Source organism: Fibrobacter sp. UWB15 (genome assembly GCF_900177705.1).
In the GTDB taxonomy this organism is placed as follows: domain Bacteria; phylum Fibrobacterota; class Fibrobacteria; order Fibrobacterales; family Fibrobacteraceae; genus Fibrobacter.
In genome coordinates this window covers 35741-54731 of record NZ_FXBA01000009.1, presented here as the reverse complement: position 1 = coordinate 54731, position 18991 = coordinate 35741, and the positions used below count along the sequence as shown (strand labels likewise).

Here is an 18991-nt window from a genome sequence, read left to right as displayed (position 1 = left end):
CCGCTGCGGGAATTTTTTGATATCTATTCTAAGTTCTAAGCTCTACCAACTAAGCTCTATTTCGCCGGGCAGCCTTCGACGGTTTCGAACTTGCCCTTGTTCACGGTCACGATCTTGGTGTTCATGTTCATGCCGCGCTTGAACTTGATTTCGCCGTACACGCCCTGGAAATTCGCAGTGTAGTTAATCAGGTTCGTGAGGCTGTTCGGGTTCTTGGCCATGGAGTTGAACACGATGTTGGCGGCGTCGTAGCTGAGTCCGCTGACTCGGTCTTCGCCGGGTTCTGCACCCCAGCGTTCCTTGAAGTCGCTCACGAATTTCTTGAGGCCGTCGTTGTTGCCGCCCATGTCCATGGCAGGCACGCTAAAGTAAGAACTGTCGACCTGGCGCTTGCCCTGGATCAAAAGTTCGCGGCCGTACCAGCCGGAAGCACCCAGCAACGTTCCCGAAATCTTGTTAAAGGCCACCTGGCCCGCCATGAGGCCGGCATCGCCCGGGTTCGTTGCCGGAATGAAGATGCCCGGAATGTTGAACGTAGAATCCTGCATGTAGAAGCGGCGTTCCTTGGCGTTCACGGCGTCGAGATCGGAGGCACCGCGGGCAATGTTCTGGCGGCGGTTCAACTGCTTGAATCGCACGTCGCGAAGCAGGCTGAATTCGGTCTTGTAGTCGGGGCGGCCTTCTTCATAGTTACGGAAGGCAATCACGGAGCCGCCGCGACGTTCGACGGCGGTGGTAAAGCTCTGCGACATCGAGGCGCCATAGCCACCGAGCGGGCTTAAGATGGCGTATTCGCGGATGTTCAGGCACTTGGTAGCGAAGTCGGCGATGCTCTTTGCCAGGTTATCCATGGTGATGTTCACCTGGAAAATGTTCGGGCCCATCTTCGCAATGCCGTCGTCGGTTGCTGTCGGGGTGAGCATCGGGATGTGCTGGAAGTTACTGCCAAGCCAGGCGGCAACGGTCGCAGCCGGGGCACTCATAATGGGGCCGATAACAGCCACAATGCTATCCTGGTTAATGGCCTGCTGCGTACGCAAAAGCGCCTGGGCGGCGTCAGCACGGGTATCGGCCACGCGCAGGTTCACCTTGCCCTTGAGTCCGGCTTTTTCTTGGGCGAGAATCACGCCCTGGATAGCCGCCGCGCCAAATTCGGCATAGTCGCCCGAAAGGGGGGCGAGCACCAAGACCGTCGGCATACCGGCGCCGCGGTCTTCCAAAGATTCAAGTCCCTTCTCGGCAGTGTTGGAGAGGTTTTCGGCTACCCCACCTGCAATCACCTTCTTGTACCAGTAACGGGCGGCTTTGTAGCGCTTGGAATTCTGGCATTCGCGGCCGATCTGCAGCTGCATCCAGCCCACAATGTCCTTATCGACCGGGTACTTTTCCAAAAGGGCCTGCAACTGGTCGGCGGTCAAGAGAGAGGCGGCCAACGTCTGGATGGCGACATCCTTGGTGCGGCTGCGGGCAGCCGGATTCTTGGAGTAGGCCAGAATGCGGAGCATGGCTTCTACACCTTCGTAAACGCTACCCTTTTCGACCAGCACGATCGCGTTAGCCAGTTCCATGCGTTCGCGGTAAATCGTGTTCACGTAGTATTCCAGGAATCGGGAAGAAAGCTTCAAGGCTTCGTCGCGCTTGTGTTCGCGCAAGTAGCATTCCGTGAGCATCACGGCGGCCTTTTCGCCCGAGGATTTGCGGAAGCTGGACTTGTAGACCTTCTGGAGCGGGGCAATCGCCTCGGCGCACTGGCCGTTCTGGATTAAGTTCTTTGCCTCACGAATTTCGTCCTGGGCAAAAGCGAAAGCGGCAAGCATTGCCACCAAAGCAAAGGGTAAAAGACGTTTCATACTAGGATTCCGCAGCGGCTTGAACCACGTCGTGTTCTTTCTTGATTTGTTTTTGGAGAGATTCGGGGAGCTTAGCCCAGTCCATGACATCGACCCGGAACGGGAGTCCGCTATCGACAAAAGCCTTTTCGACGGCGGTCATCGCCTCGAAAGAAAGGGGACTGTCTGAAATAACCACCAACTCCAGTTCCGTATCGGGCGTGAGATCCACCCCCGTCACGCGGGCTCCATGCGCCCAAACTTCCAGCCCCTCGAAATGGAGGGCCAAGATCCTCTGGACCTTTTCCAAATGATCAGATTCAATACATAAAGCCATACGGGGTCAAATATAGCTAAACTCGAAAAAAGTTTTGCTATTATTGAAACATGATTGCCTTTCTATTTATACTGCTTATAGGCCTTGTGCTGATTTATATTAACGTGAGCAGCGTCGCCAAGGGAAAAACGGGTAAAATTATCGGTGCCGCAGTGCTGTTCGTGCTCTTTTTGGGCATGTTCTTGCGCTCTACGCTTATCGGAAGTTTGATTGTCACCTTTTTTGCGGTTTGGCTCCCGAACTCTCTAATTCTTTACATTCCCTGGACGCTCTACAGAATCGGTTACTACTTTACGCAACCGCATCACTTGAGCCGCCACCTGGTACGCCGCGTAAGCCGCTACCTGCTCGGAATCACATGCGCATTCACGTTCATATTCATCGGCTACGGCATGCAGCACAATGACGATTACAAAACGAACTTGCTCACTATCGATTTGCCGAGCCAGTATACCGAAAACTTCACCGCGATATTCTTTAGCGACATTCACGTAGACCCGCTGTTCAAAGCCCAAAAGCTTGAACGCTTTATTGCACAGGTCGATTCTATTAAGCCCGACTACTTGTTATTCGGCGGTGACCTCGCAGATATTACCACCGAAAAGATGGACCACGCGGGTTACGATAGTTTGTTCAAAAAACTGACCGCCGGAGCGAAAGTGGCGGCAGTTGCCATCAACGGAAATCACGAAGCGTTCATGGCGAACTCGGACAACAGCCCCGAAGAATGGATGCGCAAGGTAGGCTTCGTGGTGCTCGACGATTCTACCGCATGCCTCGGCAATGTCTGCTTTACGGGCCGCACCGACTTTACGGTTGCCCGCAGCAGGGACACCGAACGCAAGCCGCTTAGCGAACTCATTCCCGATTCTATAAAGATCGTGGAACACGTAAAAGATTCTACGGACTCGCTCGCAGATTCTACAAGGACAGTTGCCGCCGCCCCTGCAATTACTTACGACACGATTCCGCTTTACCGCCCGTGGATTCTCTTGGACCACCAGCCCAAGGGAATCGAAAAAACGCATGCCGGCAGACTCCCGGACTTCGCGCTTTCGGGCCACACGCATAACGGCCAATTCTTCCCGGTCACCTTTCTTATCGACTTCGTGTGGAAAATCGCCTATGGCAAGGGCGCACTCAGCGGCGTGCTCTGGCTCGTGAGTTCCGGCTTCGATTGCTGGGGCCCGCCTGTGCGCCTAGGGAGCGACTCCGAAATCTGGGTGATTAAATTCAAGGCGAAAGAAGCCGATTCAAGCGATCAATAACAGCAGAGCGACACATAGGTTTTCATTATAACTAAAATAAAACCTTGACCCTTTGCAATTGTTTTGATATATTTACATTAGACTGATGAAAATCCGGACTCCTTCCGGATTTTTTTTGAGGGAGCATTTTATGAAAAAGAGCATTTTCGCCTTAATCGCCTTGACAGTGTTATTCCTTACCGGTTGTGCATCCACATACGGCCTCAAAGAAAACTGGGTCGATGACGATGACATGCAAACCATTCTCGCCGAACCGAACATCCAAAAAATCGCGCCGCTTCTCGGCACACCGGTCTTTACCGAATACCGTGGCGACACCGTGGAATTCGTGTACAACTACAGACCCCACCTTTACAAGTCCGTGCGTGACGGGCGCGACTTTAAGCCAAATGACAAGGACCGCGTCGACTTGTGGAGCGTTCGTACCGAACTTGTGGGAATCCTGGTCGTGAACAACCGCATTATCGGACTTCGCCCAAGACCCGACTACGCCGCAATCCAGAACAACACCGAAGTGTCGCAACATACCCCCGTTTGGTTAATTCTACTTGGCATTTTAGCCATCGCAGGAGTCGTGACAGCGGTTATTCTTTCTGAGTAGGGGAATGTCATGCTCAAGTTGTTTTTATCCATTTTATTCGCTAGTTCGTTTGCCTTTGCCGTAACAAACGATGCCGCCTGTGTCGATTTCTGCAAAAAATGCACCGAAGAACAGTCGGAATTGTGCACCGAAATCATCGAGACATGCCAATGCAACGAGTCTGGCGAAACTGTTGTAAATGACGATGAAAGCGCACAAGCCGAAGAACCCGAAACCGTGAGCGAAACCGTCGAGCCCGCTCCAAGCGCACCTATCATGAAGGCTTCTTTTGCGCCGCCTCCAGAAAAAAAGAAAAAGAAAGACGGCGCCATCATGAACGTCAACTTCGGTTACAAGGGCGACAGCGAATACACCGCCGAACTGCAAGCCGACGGTTCTTACGAAATGAAGGAAAAGAGTAATACGGGGATATGGGTTGCCATTGGGGGCGGCATCGTGTTAGCACTCGTCATCATCTTAGCATCACTATAATGAAAAATAAAATCCTCCCGTACCTTTTATTCTTATCAATTAGCGTTTTCGCTAACGACACCTGCATTGAATTTTGCGGATCCTGCATGGGCAAAAGCGATTCCCCCGCTTGCGCCAAGGTGGAACTTCTTTGCAAATGCTCCGAGATGATTGACAGCATTCCCGCAAATACCGTTGCCGCAGACACCGTTTTAAGCGATACCGCACAAAGTTTCGACTCAACCGCTGTAACAGAAGCTGATTCTGTAAACGCAGCTGACACTTCGGCAAGTATCAGCGACAGCTCTGTTGTTCCGCCACAAGACGCCATCGCCATAGACACTGCAACTCGCGATACCGCCACTCAAGAGGCGGCCCCCGACACAAACCATGCAATCATTACGCCCTCCGCCCCGCAACACGTGGAAGTGAGTCCAGACCAAAGGAAGCGTTCTTTCTACAAGGGCATTTCGCTTGGATTTGATTATTTCCAGGAATATGAAGTCGCGAACCACGAAGTGAATCGGATACACGATTTCGGAACCGATCACATCGGAGCGAGCCTAGGCTTTTTATTACGTTGGTATTTTTACCAATGGGGTTCTTTCCAGACGGGATTAAATATTGTATACCACCATGCAGACTATTACTTTAAAGAAGATGACTTGTATAACTACAATGCCGATAATGCCTATGGCGAAATAGACTATCACAGCATTCTATTTGAAATTCCCCTGCAATTCCGTTTTGGATTCCCTATCGGGAAAACAAAAGAAATCAGTCCCTTCGCAAGCATAAGTACGCTTATCAGAAAACCCATATACGCCTGGATTCCCCACTACTATGCAGACTGGAGCTGGGAAAATAGAATATATGATGATTATTATTACGGCTACGACAATGGTTATAACACCTATTATACTAATTATTACCATACAGACAATTCATTTGATTGCGACGGGGCATTCACTATCGCGGACTGGGAATTTCTTGAACACCTGGGATTCGGTATAGAATTCTATAGGCATTTTTCAATACAATGGCAGATTCTCTTGATTTCGTTACGAACGAATGTTGATGAAATTTTCGCCTACGTGAGCGGCCTCTATACTTGGCGAATAAGCATGGATTTTGCATGGTAGGAGATTCAGTATGAAATTCTTTAAAAGCATTATCAGCATTCTATGTTTAGCTTCTACCATTCCGTTTACGGCATGCAGCAAAGAAAGCCCTTTTGAAGTGGCAGAAGACGAAATAGCAAACGCCAGCGACGATGTTTACGACGCCAAAAGAAAAAGCATGTGCTTTAACGACAAGGACGAATACAATAGCTGGTGTTGCGAAATGTTTGGCGAAAAATGCAGCGTCAAATATTCCAGCAGTTCCAGCTACGTAAGCGAATCCGAAAAATGCCGCCTGGGTACAAGTACTTACAGTAACAGTTACTGTTGCTCCAATTATGGGTATCAATGCAGCTATTCTAGCAGTTCCTCCCGCTATGTATCTAGCAGTTCCAGCGCTCTCTATTACTTGACCACAGCAAAGTCAATGAAAATTACCCTGACCTATTACAAACAGCTTTCAAGTAATTGGGACGGTTTAGACAACGCTGGCGACCCGGAAGTTTCGTTCACGATTTACACTTACAGCGACGGCGTTTTAGGGCAAACCATAAACACCACCACCTTTATCGACAAGCAAGATACCAGGCTATGGAGCGGTTCCGTCACCAAATCCTATACAATCAACAAGGGGACGGACCAGATTAAAATTTGCCCCAAAGTCATCGACGAAGATGTTTCGGTAAACGACTCTTATACTTCAGGTAAATGCTTTACGACTTCCAATATCGGGTACCTAAAATCTACCGATATCAAGGAGCACGAAGATTACAACAGCAACTACGACCTTGAATGGAAATGGTACTTGTTTTAGCTTGTTGTAAGCGTCTTTGAGAAAAATGCAGTCTTTCTGCAACCTCACTCCACGTCAAACATCTTCATCGGAAGAACGCGTCTTTGTTTTGCCTTAAGTACTTCTAAAACAACCGTACTTTCGCCGCCCTGAGGCGCGGAAGTCCTTATCGTCACCTTCTTAAGCGTTCCCGGCAACGGGCAAGAATTGTCGCAATATTCGAACTCGCTTACGGCATTCGCCCCGTTCACGACTACAGACATTTTCATGACGCGCTTTTTCTTTTGTGAATAGTATAGCGTTGGCTTGGACGGGTCCTTGGGTGTAATCTTCCAGAGGTTCCCTTCGGCGACAGGATTGTTATAATCTTCGGGAGAACCCATCTGTTTGTTCACATCGGCTGGGTTCTGCGCAGGCATATTCTGCGCCGGGAGTTTTTTCCCGGTTTTCAAGTCCGTGACCTTCATGCGTCCGTTGTTCTGTACCATTTCCATCTGCATCATGCTGGACTTGATGGTTGTAATGGACTTGTTTTCACCGGCGGTAAGCAGGGCCATATTCACAACCTGAGGGGACATATTGGGAAGCGTCACCGTGGTACGCATCTGCATTTCGCAAGTATCCGGGAAAGCGGATTTCTTCTGGTTGTCAAAGACCGTCTGTAGACTCAGTGCATTGGCTTGAATGACAACAAAGGAAACGGCGGCAAAAATTTTAAACAAGTTATTCATTATTTATCCTTACAGCAAAGATAGATTTTTCGTTGATTTAATTGAGCCATTCACCTTGAACATCAAATACGTTTTATTCATGTCAATACCGGCCCAGTCAACCCGCACAAATTGTTCGCCCGGAGCAAGAGTACCGGCAAAGATATTTTTTACGGGAGCACCCTTTGCCGTCACCAGACTCAGTTCTACATAGGACCAGTTATCCATCGTGACAACGAGTCCTTCCGGCGTACGTATCACGGGTATGGAATTGCCCGGCGCACGGTAGCCGAAATCGACATTATATACGGAATCAGGGTTGACTTCATCCGGAGCGGGCAGTGCCCAGACAGGCGTATTGCCGTAGAGCATGTACCCCGTGGAATCGAATACGCATATGCCGCGAGTTTCACGCACAGTCGTTCCCAGACTATCGTGACTCGGGTCATCGTTCGCATTCCATATTTCCGCCCAACCCGGCAAGTGCAGCGCAACCTTCACCGGATTCTGCCACGTCTTACCCGCAGCAAGCGGCTTGTCGCAATGGACCGTCACCTGCCAACGGCCAGAGCCGAGGTTTTCCATCGAAGCCGATGCACACTCTGACTTGTCGTCGAGTTCATAATCAGGTGCGAGCCCCTCTTCTACGAAGAAGTAGTAACGCACGTCGAAGTTCTTCAACGAGACATTGCCCGTATTTTCCACATTGAAGTGAATCTCGCTTGCCAGCTTGTCGCCACGCACATCGGCAGCCAGCACACGGACCTTGGTTTCGAGCGATACGGGATCTTCCATCTCGGCGCAGGAACCGCCTATCAGGTTATTGTCCTTATCCAGGACGACAACGCCAACATCTTCATAGAAGCCGTCAATATTTGCAACCAGGCCAGAATTCGGATCCACGAAGGACGGGTCGTCGGAAGCATCCCACGGCACATTGCCGGAATTATAGAGACCGAAATGCGGCCCGTCGCCACCGAACACTGTTCCGGCAACCGGAATCGTTTCGGCAAACGACCATTCCACGTAACCCGTATTGGCGCTCTCGGAATGAACTGCAGGGAATGTTGGTCCGTAGTTCGGCCAATAACGGTCAACTCCAGCCTGCGAGGCATCCTCGCCACGGAAATAGTAGCGGACAGAGAACCCATTCACGGGCTCATTGGATACGTTACGCAGGCGAATGCGCGGACGGAGCGTAGATGATTCCGGGTACCCCTCGTAGCGCAAGTACGACTTAACCTTGCGAGCCGTATCGGCAGGTACAATTCCTGCCACCTTGTCAGAGGTGCTTACACCCCAGGCAATCATCGAGGCTGGAATGTTGACCGTCGTAAGTGCCGCGCCACCAATCTGAACACCGGCAGGAACCCTCAGCGTCAACGTATGCGTACCCGCTGCAAGATGAACGGACACGCCAGAAACAGTCACCGCGCGCCAGGTATTGGAAACGGCAGCCGTCCCGGCCAGCAAGCTTGATTCGCCGACATAGACCGGCTTATCGCCAGCCGTAGCGGATCTTGCGTACAGCACGACATTATAGTCCGCAGCATTTTCGACGATTACGGACATCGCGAGTGTCGCCGAATCGCCCGACACAAGGTACTTGTTACCGGCTACGGAGCAGGAGAATTCGTTCAAGAATCCGCTCATCGCCTCCATATCCTTCACGGCGATGACGATGACATCGGAAACCTCGCCCGCATCGGTGACGGGCTTCGAAAGTTCCTCGACCTCCGCAGCAGTCAACGCACGCGAATACATGCGTATATCCGCGATGTTTCCGATATAGGAAGGTTCGCTACCCGCCTTGCCCATAGAGAACACACCTTCCATTTCACGTTCTAGAGAAATCCCGGAATTACGAGCAGCCTTCGATTCGCCGTCGACATAGAATTTCACGGAATCCGAATCTACCGTAACGACAACATGTGACCAGGACTTGTTTGTGATCGGCAAGATGGAACCCGTTTTCCAGTTATGCGAACACTCAACAAGCATCAAGGCCCGCTTATTCTGCAAAAGGCGAATGTCAAGAGCGTTTACGCCCTTAAAACTGAGTATTTCATGCCAAGCATTATCGTTGGGGTTCCCCGGCTTAATTCGGGCCTCGAAAGAATAAGAATTCGTGCTGCCAAAATCGACCGTGCCATTGCCATAGATATAATCCGTAGACTTGCTAAAATACAAGCCGGCATCGCTGCCCCAAGGACCGCCCATCTTTTTAAACAAATCAAGATCATGGCCCGTTCCCAACAACTCATGCACAAGGCGACCACCACCTTCACGCGCCGGGTACCACAGGGCAAGTTCCGTCGGATACGGGTAGAGTTTTTCAGATACATGTTTCTGTTCCGCATGGTTATGACCATAATCTTCCACACGAACTTCCATGGAGAGGTAGCAGCCGGTACATTCGGCAAGCTGCTTTCGGGAAATACGGATACTTGCAGACACATGACCAGCAGAATCAGGCACCACATTCATGACACGCAATGTATCGCCACCGAACACCGGCGTCACGACCACGCGGGCAACACCCGACTCGGAATCGTACACATCCGCAGTCGCCGTAAAGATGCGGTCAAGGACCTCGGAAGAATCCTGCACGGAGAAGTTCCTGATGGCAGGACGTGCAGAATCCGTATGGATTCTTGGCCCGGCCATCTGCATATCCATACCGAGTGCAGAGACTCCCACATAGCGAGATTCATAGACGCCCGTGGAAATTTTGCCCAAGCTTGACGCTCCGGTAGTCTTGGAACCGTCATAGATTACCGTATCAGGGATTTCGCCACGAATTTCGGCCACGACTCGTCCATCGCGATAGAGAGACACAAGTCCATACCCAGGATGCGTACAACTAGCTCCATAGGCCATGTAACCGTTGTCTAGACCGAGCCACAGCGAATCGGACGGAACGGTGCATGCGAACTGAGTATTCACGGTCAATGCACGAGCCACCGCCGGAGCAGCAGGCAATTCAACCACAGAACCATTCGAATCCGGTTCACTCAACGCAACCACAAACACATAACTTGTATCAATATTATTATTACGCGACGGCAACGTCACATGCGCAAAACCATTGGAATCCGCCGTAAATGCAAGAGTGTCTGGCGGGGTGACATCGTCACGGTTGGCCAACAACGAGTCATCATCTACGTACAGCCTAAATCTCGATATGCCGTCCACACGAACGGTACGATTGACAGCCGCAGCAATTTCGGGCAGGACGGTCACGCTGAAATTCGGAGTTTCCGCAATGGCGGAATCCATCGCTGTAAACACAGAGAACGTTTTTGTCTCAGCGGAAATCAGCAGGTAGGCCCATTGAGGATCTTCTCCTGCACAGCGAGTATCCGTCGTCTTGTTAGCATTGTTGCATTTAAGAGTATCAGTTCCATCCATAACAGCACTTCCATCTGCATTCAGGAACCCGTAAAGAGCGCTTTCAAGCGGGACAAACTGTTTATTTGCAAAATCAACCTTGTATAATTTTACCGTCTGCGGGGTAGCATTCATCGCAACCATTTCTTCACGACTTATCTTCATCTGGATTCGCGGAAGAGCTGTGGTATCCGCAAATGTCATCGATGGCAACACCTCGACAATCGGACCATTTAATGCCAGGTTATTGAAAACATCAAACGAATTATCCGCATCAACTGTACGGACAGTGATATCTTTGTTTTCAGTTAAGGAATTATCAAAGAACGTGACCGAAGCATCTTCCAAAGGCGAAATCACCGTTCTGGAAGCCCCCTTCGCAACAGCACCTCCCACAATCAAGTCAAATGTACTGTAATAATAGGCTTTACCATTCTGTGAGTTACCCCAAGTAAGCAGGAACTGCGTATTTCCTTGCAGCTTGTTCACATTAAACCAGCCAAGCCGATAATCTCCTGAAGAATCCGTCCATATGCTGTCACGCCATACAGAATCTAGCATTGATTTCGGAACAGAATAAAAAGTATTTCCGTTCATGTAAGCCAAGCTGTATTTAGTTTTCTCCTTCAGTTTTGCGCGAAGTTCAACATATTCTGGAATACGTTTTTCGCCGACTTTATCCTTATATTTAATGACAAAGTCTGACGCTGCGGGAAAATTCCCCGCGGCTTCGAAATGGGAATGTTCCGACGAATCAAGGAACATAAGGTAGGCAGAATCAATGACGACTTCCTTTTGCCACTGATTCGGCTCATAAATTACATCCATTCCAACACGAACAGGCTTTGTACGTTTCGGAATTTCCATTTTTTTCTCAATCCGGCGAATATATTTATGAGCGTTCCATCTTTGGGCTTTCACATACAGAGTATCATTTGACTGGCTATACAAAGATGTATCTAATCCGTCAAGGACATAGTTCAGATAATACTGCAAGCCAGCTTCGCTTCGAGGCGCTTTTCCAAGCGCTGCATAATATCGGCGAGAAGATTCATCATATTTACGAGAATCCAAGGAAATTATAACATTTCCCGAATCATTTTTAGTAATCAAAGAATCAATTAGACCTAATTCTTTTATGGAATTAGGATCCACATCCAAATTTACATCTAGTAAATTCACAAAACCAGCAGAATTCGCCAAATTCTTGAAATATGTTCCTCTAGAAAAGACTCTCTTCCATTTAGAACTATTGTAGTCATTCACATAATAATGAATTTTTGATGCAGCAGCATAATACTTAACCGTATCATTGCTTTCAGGAATAGAATCTTTTGCTAAAGGAAATGTAATCCAATATCCTGTAGTATCATTGAAGAACTTATCTGTTTCCGCAACGACCTTGTTATAACTGACAAAGACATCCATATCACCATGTTTGAGCATATCCGTAGAAAGAATACCGTTCTTTAGACTTGTAACCCAATTATGATAGGGAGTGCCGTTCTCTTCTTTTGCAATCACATCCGCAATAAAATGAGATAACGTATCTTTATCATAGAATTTAAATGTAAAACGAGATGGTTTTTCATAGTTTTTAATTTCATCTGGGAAAAGGAATATGTTTTCTTTAATATCCATTTCGGACGCCTTGAAAAACGGCAAATGTTGCGTTTCGAAGGCTGTTACACGTCCATACTTCTTATTGAAAGTCCATTTCGTTCCGTCATAATAATTATTGCGACGCGGATCTTTCGACAGACCTTGAGTTTTTTCAATTGCAAGCAGATAGCCCGATGTATCACCATAAATGGTCCCGTTCGTAGCGTCAAAACGAATTGTACGATTCACTAAATTGTCATAGCCAAAACCAGCATTCCAATAGAAATTAGGAATTCCAATCTGCAAAGTGAATGAAATTTGCTCAAAGCCTCTGTCATTATTATAGCACGATTCTCCATTTCGAACCTGGCCAAGATTATGATAAAAATAAGTCTTGTGTATAGGACATTGCTCTAAACCAATATCAGCCCAATCCATAGTCCATACCACCTTTGGATAACTATATTTGCGAATTGATTCACATTTAATTGATTGTGGTACAATTTCTAACATGAATAAATTCGCCTCGGAATTGTACCCCTCACTCTTGTACGTACAATCATGCAACGAATCTGCAATACATCCATCAGGCAGCTTGTTCCACGCCCCCCACTTGACAGCTATATCATTTTCATGGTTCCTTGTAGGAATAGGCATAGTATAATTAAACCAAGCAAAAGCTTGCCTCACATTACTAGCCAAAGCCTCTACAGAAGAATCCTTCATATACGCAGGAAATGCATAAACTTTCAACACTGAATTCTCATGTATAGAGAACGCACGGCCATCATCAATGGATCCTACATTTGCCGAGAAAAACAATGTATCAAGTTCCGTTTTACCCTTATAAAACCGAATGAATTTTTTCCTATACGCATGGTGCGATTCTCCATCATAAGTGGGCTTTCCCGAATCGCATCCGTTCTTATCCAATTTTTCATCAAAATCAATCAACACCACCAAATCCAAGGTGTCTCTCTGCCTCAAGATTCCGAGGCTGAATCTTTCTGCTTCGAAACCTAGAGGTTTCTGTTTACCCGTAACAGCTGTTTTCACATTCAACGAATCGCGAAGACTGTCCGGCAAATACCATCCACTTAAATTTGTACGCAAGAGATAATCGGCAACAGGTTCGTAACGGTATTTATCTCCAGAATAAGGGTCTTTTTTCGCCTCCGAAACATAGATACTGGGGCTAGTAGAATTCTTCGGGTCTTCAGGAGTCATCTTAAGCATTGACTCGGCATATTTTACGTTAAACGTCATCTCAGTAGAATCCGTTTGCACGGAATCCTTTCCAGAATCGCTACCAATAAATGATTTCGCCTTTAGCACAACCGTATATAATCCATCTGCATTTTCCGGGACATCAAAGGCATTTTTTCCGGACCATCTAATACTGTACGCAGAGTCAGATGCAAAAGCTCGATGCGGTATGCTATCCAGCAAGCTTGTGGCAAATGTCCCCTTCGAATCCTTTATGTACATCCAAACGCAAGCATCCCGGTTCTTGATGCCGTAGCGAATTTCCATGGAATCTAGCCGGTAAGCCACAGAATCCCCATTATCAATATTCTTGTTGAGAATAAGAAAATCCGGCACGGTGTTTGGAAGAACCACCTTGAGTACTGGTAGCTCCACATTTATCACCTTGGTTTCTACATGTACGTGCGGAGCTTTTGTTGTATTTTCTGTCACCTCGGCAACTAACCTTACAGGTCCTTCGGCAGGGAATGCCCCCGTTTCGGCCAACCCGTTCCACACAAAATTCAAACCATATCCCTGCGGATCAGCCGTCCATCCTGTCGTGAGCGGTGACATATACCGTTCTTCCAGGCCATTTACCCAATAAAAACCACTTTCTAGACTATTACCAAAATAAACTGGGATATTTACTCGATTTGTATCAACAACATAGCCCCTATCTAGCGCTATGCGGAAGGCCGCCTGTGCATTAAGAACAATATGCCCCGACTGCACAGAAAGTTTCATCACGCTGTCCGTATACGATGGCGGGATCCATTCGGGATAATCTTCCAGGTAAGTTTTGACAATGCTGGCAGAGGTAAAATCGAACAGCATCGATTCAATTTCACATCCCGATTCCATATTCTTGCCTTCGGGCTTCGCACAAGTCTGTCCCATTTTTTTCGAATCGTACATCACCTGTAGCCCAAGCGTATCACCGATATTTTTCCAGCGGAGATGATATGTCCCGGCTGAATCTTGATAGAACCAAACGCCCGAAGATGTCGCATTAACTAGTGAATCCGAGGGAATCCCATAATAAGGATTACGCCATACCTTTTGGGCGGCCCAGTCCTTTAAACCAACACCTTTTTTATCTTCCGCATATACACGAAGCTGGTAACTACTATTAAATGCGCCCTCAAGATGTAGTGTCACAGAAACAGAATCGTCACCAGCGGTAAAAGACTGTTTTGAAACATTGAAAACAACTGTCGGATGATTTACAGCACCGCTATCTTCAGGTGGAGTAACAATCACTTTTGACACATCCGCTTTCCAGTCATCACAAGTCAAACAAGATGATACCGCTAACTCGATACAAACAGAATCTTCGTCAAAGCCCTCATTTTTTAAATAACCAAGCACGCCTTCGGTACTCTGTGATATGCGTGAATAATTATGCAAGGAATCCTTTTGTTGCCGATTTGAGGCAACAACATCAATTTTATCTCCCAGCCATTCCTTATCGGCACATTTCTTGTAACGAAGCCGATAAACTGCAGTAAGGGAATCACTTGATGAAAGTGGCGGAGCTATTCCTACAATCGGTATAAGTCTTTCTGATGATTCTGTTTTGTTCGCAACAGGATATACAATGTTCGGTGAACGGAAACCTATATGGAACAAATCTGTACGCACAGATGCATTTCCTGCAGCATCTATACATGCCACCTCAAGATAGCGTTTTCCCTTTTCTGTTCCAACAGCGGTGCTATCTAGCGCAAAAGAAACCGAGTCCGATTTCAACAAGGAGTCTTTTCCGTTGCGTGAAATCACACGCCATGTTCGGTCGGCATCACCACCCGAAACACGATAATGGCAATACATTCCTGTTTTGTTGGAATCGGCATCATATGACTGATTGACCCTAATGGTTGCCGAGAAGGCATTGTCATCGTCCGGATAAACGAGGCGGCGACTTACGAGACTCACAATATTCGGCGCAGTACGATCTACACGGACCATTTTCATAGCAGTAGAGTCTGACACATTCCCTGCTCTATCGCGAACATTTGCACGAATCTTATAAATACCATCTGCCAGACGCAATCCCGATGGTTCTATCCAAGACTTTGTCGCGAGATCTTCTTTCACCCAAACAGAATCGCCAGCACGACTAACCTTCGCGGAGTCTCCGACATGCTCAAAATTCCAAGATACCAGAGCCAAAGCCGAATCTTGATCAGGATGAAGTTCTTTAATCTTATACGAAATTTTAAGAAGACTATCATCTGCAACATATGTAAAGCGACTGTCTCGCACCGGACGGGAAAGGGATGCATAAGGATTCGCCAAAATTATTCCTGTAGCAAAAGATGTACCCGTAGTATCAACAGCAAATGTCGCGCGCGGTTCTATTTGACTTACAATAGGGGCGGTCCTGTCTATACGGAACATTGCGTAGACAGTCGTATCGTTTAAGCGGGCAGAAGAATCACGGACACATTTCCAGTCCGCATCTGTCAAACTTTTGGGACTACCCATAATCTTGTTGACAAGGACATTCACGGAATCATACATCGCGCGATTAGGCACAGCATAATCCAAAGCGTAAGCCTTAATGCGATATAGGCCATCAGCAAGGTTCCTGCGAGTATCAGCAGAAATTTCATCCCACGAAATGGCAAAATTCCTAGCGGCCGCGTCATACATTGCAGGAAGACTAATAGAACCCGAACAAACCGCTTTACTTATAGCCGAATCACCATGAGCCAATACGCACGCCGTATCAAGATTCCAACGCATAGCGCGAATATCTGGGGTCTTAGAATCACCGCCATCCCATTTGTACCGAACGACAAAACTAGCGCTGTCTGGATTGACAAATCCGTTGTCCGTATACAGACTGAATTTTGGAGGAATTCGGTCGATTGTAAATGATGCGTTATAGAATTTTGATGTGTCAAGGGCCTTTTCCAGCGAATTATAGGCATAGGCTCTAAACTGCCATGTATATTGTCCATCAGAGAGCTTATCCATCTGCTGACGGGATTCAAAATCCATATCTTGCTCGCCATTTGGCGTTCCAGTCATCTTTAGACGGGTTCCGTGTTCAATATCGTCCCCCTTATAAACGACATCATAGGCACTGTCAACTCTAAAGCCTTGATAATTAAGAACACTTGCATGCGCTTCGAAACCTTCAACACTATTGAGCACCACATCTCGCGTAGGCCAATTGGATCCAAGCAAATCTTCAGTCGCTTTGTACATATAATAGAAGCGTTGCGTATTTGAAAGACCAATCTTGTTCACCGTCGAAATCGTAACTGTGTTCTGGTTGTCCTTCTGAATTGCTAACTTATTTGTTATGCCGTAATCGTCGGGAATAAAATCAAACTGGCCATTTTTCTTGACAGGGTGGCGAACCGTCTTTTTTGACTTACCCCAAGACTCGCCCGCACTCCGCTGATACACCTTACAAGCTTTTTCATCATCCTCTGCTTTTGTAATATCACACTCCCAAGCAATCTCAGTAACAAAATTGAAATTCATGCGTATTTGGCGTAACCTGTGCGGCATCAGGTCATCAACGACAAAAGAGTACTTGTTTATCCAGTCCTCGACCGTAATCGCGGGGACTTCATAACGCTCCACATGGCGAATAGGGACATAGTCCGAGGTATCCTTTCCTTCAGGGGTAAGTCCGTCCACTTTTTCCCAGCGGTCCACCTTCACGCCCATCTTGGACCAGTCGGATTCCGACTTGAAGCGGAGAGGCGTTGTCAAGCCCGAAAGGGATTGATTCTTATGGGTTGATGTCAAATCGTTTGACGACTTGAATAAACCTACAGCACAACTTGTCGTCTTTTTGACTACAGCGTCTTTCGCCGTATCGCCAGAAGCAATGTAATAGCAGTTATGGTTCAGGGTGGAGACATCCCGTGCGGAATCACTCATCCCCTGAAGTTGGTTCAATGTCGCCGTATCGTTCAACGCCAAGTTCACGAAAGGACGCTCGTAAAGGAAATCTTCCATGAGGTATGGAGTATATGAAGACGTCCCTGACTGTATCGGAGCAAAAAAGTTTTCGGCAGACTGCATTGTATCCAAATTAGATGCATAAAGTGGGATTTGATGAGAATTCGTAAGATCACTTATTCCTGACTTTAATGATAAAGCCATAGAATTGGCTATAAGAATCGCAGAAGCTGTTCCTAAAGCCATTTTTGCAATTTCAGCGGATGTTGGGAACAATAGCCCCACAGTGTAGTCAATTAGAAGTATTGCATCGGCACTCGTTTCAAGGATAAAAGCGGCATCACCAACATCACTTGATGTTGCAGGAGCCGCATTAAAATATGAACGATTCACATCAACTTCTTTATCATTGAGAATATCAACATTCTTTCCTTCGCTTGAAGTTGCAGGAACAATGCTACTTCCATTATCTTGTACTGGGATACCAGCAAAACCCATTATCGCAGATGTAATTGCATTCGCATTTCGCGCAGAAATATCCCCCGTTCCCATCAGTTGACTACCAAAATTTGCAAGCGGGAGCGTAAAATTGTCTGGAAATAGATAACGAATGAATTCAAAAAGTCCGTAATCAATTAAATCTGGATCTGTAAAAGTCATACCGTGTTTACTCGCAAGAATTCGAAACATCGGTAGCGAGTCTATTTTATTCTTGAAACTGAGTTTGTTAAGAGAATCTATTGTTTGATAACCGTCATTCAAAGGATCAACATAATAGACTAAGGAGTCGTCAGGATAATAGTATTCGGGGGCATTTACTTGAGTCAACCCATTTCCTATTTTTTCAATCGCAAAAGTCGCCCCCAACATACTCATTGCAATTTTAAACGCAGGGGCACTACCTTTCACTAAAAAACAAGGTACGGCAACTACCACTGCTGCGGGAATCGCCTTATAGAAATCTTTGACTATTTGTTCTGTAAAATTATCTATCCGAATACCTTTTTTCAATTGCATATTCAAAGCACCGGTCCCTTCATGCGGGCTATCAAGCGTGATTATCTTGTCCACATCGCCATTGTAGAAGTTTCCTTGCACATACTCGCGAGAAACAACACCACCCATCGAATGGCCGATAAGGATGTAACGGGAAGCTAGTTGACGGTAAAGATCAGGGTATTTACGGATGGAATCGAGGGCTGTCTGACCATGCAAGTCTTTTGTTGAATCATTTTCGTCAACAGCAAATCTTGCCTTCACTTCTTGAGCTTCTTCAAACAATGCACGCCGTTTACCAAATTTGAGATTACCATTTGTCTTAGCATTCCACATTCGGTCACCCATCTCATGAGCATTGTTCAAAGAACTATTTGCAGGATTTGTAAAGGAACGCCAATTGTAAATGTAGGCATTAGAAGGATTTCGTTCGTCTCCAATATCAGGTTCCTCAAAAATTTTTGAACCGATCCACTTTGTAATGCGGTTATCAGAAGTATAGGATCCAAGTGTAGCGTCACCTAAGTATTCTGAGGTAGAGTCAGCTTCCTTTAAATTTTTGTCCTCATCAATCCCTTTATCTGAACCATATGCTCCATGAACCATTAGAACATTGTAATTCGTTATAGCTTCCATTGGTTTTGGAACAGCCCAAGATATAGCAGTAAAAGCCATCAAAAGAAGACATACAATCAACCGCTTCATTATTTATCCTTTTTTTT

At 46.9% G+C, this 18991-nt stretch carries 9 protein-coding genes; 5 read left to right on the top strand and 4 right to left on the bottom strand.

Features of this window, described 5'->3' with window-relative positions; all coding sequences use genetic code 11:
* Positions 1–56: 56 nt before the first annotated feature.
* Both B9Y58_RS11865 and B9Y58_RS11860 read right to left on the bottom strand, forming a co-directional pair.
* Positions 57–1850: a penicillin-binding protein activator gene (locus B9Y58_RS11865; RefSeq protein WP_073057119.1), complete on the bottom strand. Its 1794-nt coding sequence runs from the start codon at positions 1848–1850 to the stop codon at positions 57–59.
* 1 nt (position 1851) lies between these two features.
* Positions 1852–2166, bottom strand: a complete 315-nt coding sequence (locus B9Y58_RS11860; protein ID WP_073057116.1) for a DNA polymerase III subunit beta — start codon at positions 2164–2166, stop codon at positions 1852–1854.
* A gap of 50 nt (positions 2167–2216) precedes the next feature.
* On the opposite strand from B9Y58_RS11860, the gene B9Y58_RS11855 reads away from it, so the two are divergent.
* From B9Y58_RS11855 to B9Y58_RS11835, 5 genes are all read left to right on the top strand, one after another.
* Complete coding sequence (locus tag B9Y58_RS11855; RefSeq protein WP_073057113.1) at positions 2217–3434, top strand: metallophosphoesterase; 1218 nt, start codon at positions 2217–2219, stop codon at positions 3432–3434.
* Positions 3435–3564: 130 nt separating this feature from the next.
* A complete protein-coding gene (locus B9Y58_RS11850) occupies positions 3565–4035 on the top strand; it encodes a hypothetical protein (protein ID WP_073057110.1) in 471 nt (156 codons plus the stop codon).
* Between the two features lie 9 nt (positions 4036–4044).
* Positions 4045–4506, top strand: a complete 462-nt coding sequence (locus tag B9Y58_RS11845; RefSeq protein ID WP_073057107.1) for a hypothetical protein — start codon at positions 4045–4047, stop codon at positions 4504–4506.
* Positions 4506–5627: a RodZ family helix-turn-helix domain-containing protein gene (locus B9Y58_RS11840; protein WP_143154702.1), complete on the top strand. Its 1122-nt coding sequence runs from the start codon at positions 4506–4508 to the stop codon at positions 5625–5627. Before B9Y58_RS11845 ends, B9Y58_RS11840 begins: the two co-directional genes overlap by 1 nt.
* 10 nt (positions 5628–5637) lie before the next feature.
* Positions 5638–6420 carry a hypothetical protein gene (locus B9Y58_RS11835; RefSeq protein ID WP_073057102.1) on the top strand — a complete coding sequence of 261 codons (783 nt, stop codon included), beginning with the start codon at positions 5638–5640 and terminating at the stop codon, positions 6418–6420.
* Between the two features lie 44 nt (positions 6421–6464).
* Here B9Y58_RS11835 and B9Y58_RS11830 read toward each other — a convergent pair whose 3' ends face one another.
* Positions 6465–7130, bottom strand: a complete 666-nt coding sequence (locus B9Y58_RS11830; RefSeq protein ID WP_073057099.1) for a hypothetical protein — start codon at positions 7128–7130, stop codon at positions 6465–6467.
* A gap of 9 nt (positions 7131–7139) precedes the next feature.
* Positions 7140–18974, bottom strand: coding sequence for a LamG-like jellyroll fold domain-containing protein (locus tag B9Y58_RS11825; protein ID WP_073057096.1), 11835 nt, complete (start codon positions 18972–18974; stop codon positions 7140–7142).
* Between the last annotated feature and the right edge of the window lie 17 nt (positions 18975–18991).

Excerpts from the sequence above, each read along its gene's own strand:
- B9Y58_RS11865 (WP_073057119.1), bottom strand. The coding sequence starts at position 1,850 with ATGAAACGTCTTTTACCCTTTGCTTTGGTGGCAATGCTTGCCGCTTTC.
- B9Y58_RS11835 (WP_073057102.1), top strand. The coding sequence starts at position 5,638 with ATGAAATTCTTTAAAAGCATTATCAGCATTCTATGTTTAGCTTCTACC.
- B9Y58_RS11850 (WP_073057110.1), top strand. The coding sequence starts at position 3,565 with ATGAAAAAGAGCATTTTCGCCTTAATCGCCTTGACAGTGTTATTCCTT.
- B9Y58_RS11860 (WP_073057116.1), bottom strand. The coding sequence starts at position 2,166 with ATGGCTTTATGTATTGAATCTGATCATTTGGAAAAGGTCCAGAGGATC.
- B9Y58_RS11825 (WP_073057096.1), bottom strand. The coding sequence starts at position 18,974 with ATGAAGCGGTTGATTGTATGTCTTCTTTTGATGGCTTTTACTGCTATA.
- B9Y58_RS11840 (WP_143154702.1), top strand. The coding sequence starts at position 4,506 with ATGAAAAATAAAATCCTCCCGTACCTTTTATTCTTATCAATTAGCGTT.
- B9Y58_RS11845 (WP_073057107.1), top strand. The coding sequence starts at position 4,045 with ATGCTCAAGTTGTTTTTATCCATTTTATTCGCTAGTTCGTTTGCCTTT.
- B9Y58_RS11830 (WP_073057099.1), bottom strand. The coding sequence starts at position 7,130 with ATGAATAACTTGTTTAAAATTTTTGCCGCCGTTTCCTTTGTTGTCATT.
- B9Y58_RS11855 (WP_073057113.1), top strand. The coding sequence starts at position 2,217 with ATGATTGCCTTTCTATTTATACTGCTTATAGGCCTTGTGCTGATTTAT.